General features: G+C 55.8%; 5 protein-coding genes. All 5 read right to left on the reverse strand.

Annotated elements, in window-relative coordinates; all coding sequences use genetic code 11:
- On the reverse strand, window positions 1-570 hold a 570-nt coding region (locus CW742_RS08405), incomplete at its 3' end, for an ABC transporter permease (RefSeq protein WP_292419064.1).
- The gene (locus CW742_RS08410; RefSeq protein WP_292419075.1) at window positions 567-1,487 is read right to left on the reverse strand and encodes an ABC transporter ATP-binding protein; all 921 of its coding nucleotides are present in this window, start codon (window positions 1,485-1,487) and stop codon (window positions 567-569) included. The genes CW742_RS08410 and CW742_RS08405, both read right to left, overlap by 4 nt.
- Window positions 1,488-1,629: 142 nt before the next feature.
- Window positions 1,630-2,367, reverse strand: a complete 738-nt coding sequence (locus CW742_RS08415) for a dipeptide/oligopeptide/nickel ABC transporter ATP-binding protein (protein WP_292419066.1) — start codon at window positions 2,365-2,367, stop codon at window positions 1,630-1,632.
- Entirely contained in the window at window positions 2,343-3,287 is a 945-nt protein-coding gene (locus CW742_RS08420; protein WP_292419069.1) for an ABC transporter ATP-binding protein, read from the reverse strand. The genes CW742_RS08415 and CW742_RS08420 overlap by 25 nt, the downstream gene beginning before the upstream one ends.
- Window positions 3,284-4,035, reverse strand: a 752-nt coding sequence (locus CW742_RS08425) for an ABC transporter permease (protein WP_292419072.1), incomplete at its 5' end; no start/stop codon positions are given. The genes CW742_RS08420 and CW742_RS08425, both read right to left, overlap by 4 nt.

Consider the following 4,035-nt stretch of genomic DNA (forward strand, 5'->3'; position numbering starts at 1 on the left):
GGCCCAGTCCCCCAGCTGGCTTAAGGGAATGAAAATGCCGCTGACAAAGATAAGCGGGAGCCGGACCAGGTTCGAGAACATCATGATATTGGACGGGGTGTCCGTAGCCGGTGATGAGAGCAGGGTGCCAAGAGCGGCAAATGCGAATGACCCGAGAAGGAGGGCTGCAATGAGCGCCACCGGGTCTGTAAGGGGCAGGTGCAGGAGATACGAGCCGACCAGCCAGACAAGGCTTGTTATGATAAAACCGAAAACAGCGCCCGAGAGGATATCGCCAAGGATGATACTCCCGATGACAACCGGAAGCGAGACGAGCCGCTCGTACGTTTTCTCCCGTTTCTCCCATGGGGTGATGAGCGGGCCGGTGGACGATGCGGAGAAGAAGAGCATCATACCCAGGAACCCCGGGAAGAAGAGGACCAGATCGAGGTCCCGCCCGATGAAAAAGGTCAGGAACATGATGAACGGGAACAGGAGCCCGAAGATAACAACGGATCCCTTGTAATAGTAGATCCGCATGTTCTTCTCGGTCACCATCAGGACGCTCCAGATAAACCGGGGGATGTTCATGAAGCACCTGCCGTCATCTCGATGAAGGCCTGCTCAAGGGAGGGAGTGGACGTGGCAACCGAGAGGATCTTCAGGTTGTTCTGTTCCGCAATCCGTGCAAGATCCTTTATCGCACGGTCGGTATCTTCTGCATACACCCGCCACTTGTCGCCGTGGGGTTCTGCCCGGGTTATCCCCTCTGCAACGAGCATATTTTCGGAAATGTTCTGGGCGAAGGAGACCTCAAGGTAACCTGACGTATCATACTCCTTCCGGATTGTCTCCGGGCTGCCGGTGCCGATGATCTTCCCTTTATGGATGACGCTAATCCTTGAACACAGGGTGTTTGCCTCCTCGATATTATGGGTCGTGATGAGGACCGTGCTCCCGTTCTCGTTCATGTGATGGACCGTATCGATGACCAGCCGGCGGCTGAGGACGTCGAGACCGGTGGTCGGCTCGTCAAGGAAGAGGACCGGGGGAGAGTGCACGATGGCACAGGCAATACTGATCCTCTGCCGCATCCCCTTGGAGAATGTCCTCACAAGGTCGTCTTTGCGATCTTCCAGCCCGAGGCGTGCGAGGATCTCCTGAGATTTTTCTTCCCGGCTTTTCCGGTCCATACCATAACACTTCGCCGTCCAGAGGACATTCTTCTCTGCTGTGAGATCGGCATAAACCGTCCCGTTCTCCGGGATAACTCCCATGTGCATCTTGGCTTCGAGCGGCTCTTTTAGAATATCCGTACCGCAGATCCTAACCGTCCCGGCATCCGGGATCAGGACCCCGGTCAGCATCCGGATCGTCGTCGTCTTCCCGGCACCATTCTGCCCGAGGAACCCGAAGATCTCGCCCTTTTTCACGCAAAGGCTTACGTTGTCTACAGCAACGACCGGCCCAAACGCCTTCTTCAGGCTCCGTGCCTCGATGACGTCCATTCGTATCAAACCTTATTCATGCACGAGTGAACATCACTGGAATTACCAGCGATTGTCTCCCTGTTCACACCAGCGCACGTTACCATTATTAACGGACAGAAGACAGATCCACATCCGAGTAGAGATCCCCGTGATGGAGAGCTCATGTCGGGACGGCCCCCGAATACTGCGTCTTCACGCGCTCGAGGAAACCGAACCGATCATACAGGGTCCCCTTTCCCTTCTCAATCCAGAGGGTCTCTTCGCACATCACGCTCATCACATCCGGGTCATGGGAGATGAATACGTACGAAACCCCGGTCTCTTTCTGGAGATCCTGCATCAGGCGCAGGACCTGGGCTTGGACAGAGACATCGAGCATCGAAGTCGGCTCATCCGCCACAACAATTTTTGGCTTGAGCGAGAAGATCCGGGAGAGGACTGCCCGCTGGACCTCGCCTCCCGAGAGCTGGTGAGGATACCGGGCAAGGTGCTCATCCCGCAGGCCGACCCTCCGGATAAGGGGGGCGATCTCCCTGAGGGCCTCTTCCATGCCGATACCCCGATGGACCATGAGCGGTTCGGCTACACTATCGGCAAGGGTCATCCGCGGGTTGAGGGATACCTCCGGGTGCTGGAAGATCATCTGGAATGATGGACGGAGTTCCCGTAATTTCCCCGGTCTCATGCGTGCGAGATCCTGTCCCTGCATCAGGATATGGCCGGAACTGGGCTCTTCAATGCGCATGATGCAACGCCCGAGCGTTGTCTTTCCCGATCCGCTCTGGCCAAAGAGCCCGATTGTCTTCCCGCTGCCAACTTCAAACGAGATCCCGGAGAAGATATCCCCATGGCCGTATGACTTGGATAGCCCGGTCAGCTGCAGGACGGGTGATGGCACCGCACACCTCCGATCAGGGGCTCCTGGTTAAGATCCGGATGTATCATTTTGCATACTTCGGAGTGACAGGAACAACGGTCTGCAAAGCAACAGCCCTCGGGAATTGCCATGAGGCTCGGACTCTGGCCCTCGAGCGGGACAAGCCCGTTCTTTGGAATGGCTCTCATCAATGCCTGTGTGTAGGGATGGCGGGGACGCGCGAAGATCTGCGTTGCAGGTCCGACTTCGACAATCTCACCGGCATACAGGACCGCAATCCAATCGCAGAGATGCTCGGCGAGGTAGAGGTCATGCGTGATAAGTAGAAGGGACGCATTATCCCGAGTTTTAATACCTGACAATACCCGGGCGGTTGTTTCCCGTGCCTGGTAGTCCAGCCCCTTAGTCGGTTCATCAGCAATAATCAGGTGGGAATTTTCGGCGATCGCAATACTGGTTGTGAGCCGCTGCCGCATCCCGCCGGAGAGTTGATGAGGATACTCCTTTGCGATCTGGTCGGAGGGAATTAATCCTACCGTTACCAGCAGATCGCAGGCTTTCTCCCAAGCGGTTTTTTTCTCCATCCCCCGTTCGATAAAGATCTCGCCAATCTGCGAACCGTTCCTGACCAGCGGATCAAGGGAACCGGACGGGTTTTGCGGGACAAGAGAGATCGAACGTCCACGGAGGGCATGCATGGCATCATCCTGGAGCGTGGTAAGTTCCTGCCCGTTAAAAGCGATCGTACCAGTGATGCTGGCACTGGTGGGGAGAAGCCGGATGATCGCCTGTCCGATCACGGATTTCCCAGAACCGGTCTCTCCTACAAGACCTAATACCTCACCGGATTTCATGGAGAAAGATACATCGCGCGAGGCATGAACGGTACCTTCACCCGTTGGGAACCGGACATTAAGGTTCTGAACAGACAGGAGCGTCATCCGATATTCACCTGGTCTTTATGGACGTCGAGGATATCCCGCAGGCCTTCTCCGAGATAGTTGAAGATCAGGACAACAAACGTTATGGCAAGGCCCGGAACGATAACGTTCAGCGGTGCCGTACGCAGGAATTCCTTACCTGCCCCTATCATGGATCCCCATTCCGGTATGCCCGGGGGGATGCCAAGCCCAAGGAAACTCAGGCCGGCAACCGAGAGGATGACATGACCGATGTCAAGCGTTGCAAGGATCACAACCGGCATGATGGCATTGGGGAAGAGGTGCCGAATGATGATACGGCGGTCCGGCAGGCCGGCGGTGCGGGCGCTCTGGACATATTCCAGTTTTTTTATGGATATAACCTGGCCACGCATCAGCCGTGCATAGATCGCCCACTGGGATATCGTGATCGCGACAATCATGTTCAGCACCCCGGCACCCATGAATGCCAGGAGGGCGAGGGCAAAGATGATTCCGGGAAATGCAAGGAGTAAGTCGACACAGCGTGACAGGATTGCATCGATTATCCCGCCATAATACCCTGCCAGGCAGCCGATTATTGTCCCGAACAAAAGGGCGATGGCCACGGAAACTGATGCAATAAACAGCGAGGTTCGGGCGCCCCAGATAGTGAGACTGAAAAGGTCCCTTCCCAAAAAGTCGGTGCCGAATAAATGCTCCGATGAGATTCCCAGGTTCTTGTCCTTAACGGAAATTGCCTCGGGATCATAGGGAGAGATAACCGGTG

The sequence above is a fragment of the Methanoregula sp. genome (genome assembly GCF_002835825.1).
Lineage (GTDB): Archaea > Halobacteriota > Methanomicrobia > Methanomicrobiales > Methanospirillaceae > Methanoregula.